Source organism: Streptococcus sp. SCPM-O-B-15304 (M98) (assembly GCF_058200215.1).
Genome location: NZ_JBYQGQ010000052.1, coordinates 1 through 272, shown reverse-complemented (window position 1 = coordinate 272; position 272 = coordinate 1). Strand labels below are relative to the sequence as shown.

The window sequence follows — 272 nt, the reverse complement described above, 5'->3', positions numbered from 1 at the left end:
TGACGCTGATGTGCTTGCTGACGTACTTGCGCTTGTTGACGCTGACGTGCTTGCTGATGTGCTTGCGCTTGTTGACGCTGACGTGCTTGCTGACGTGCTTGCTGATGTGCTTGCGCTTGTTGAAGCTGATGTGCTTGCTGACGTACTTGCACTTGTTGAAGCTGATGTGCTTGCTGACGTACTTGCACTTGTTGAAGCTGATGTGCTAGCTGACGTACTTGCACTTGTTGAAGCTGATGTACTTGCACTTGTTGAAGCTGATGTGCTTGCTG

At 50.4% G+C, this 272-nt stretch carries 1 protein-coding gene; it reads left to right on the top strand.

What is annotated here, in order from left to right; genetic code table 11:
• Positions 1-272, top strand: a 272-nt coding sequence (locus AC3E7H_RS10015; protein WP_490676520.1) for a hypothetical protein, incomplete at both ends; no start/stop codon positions are given.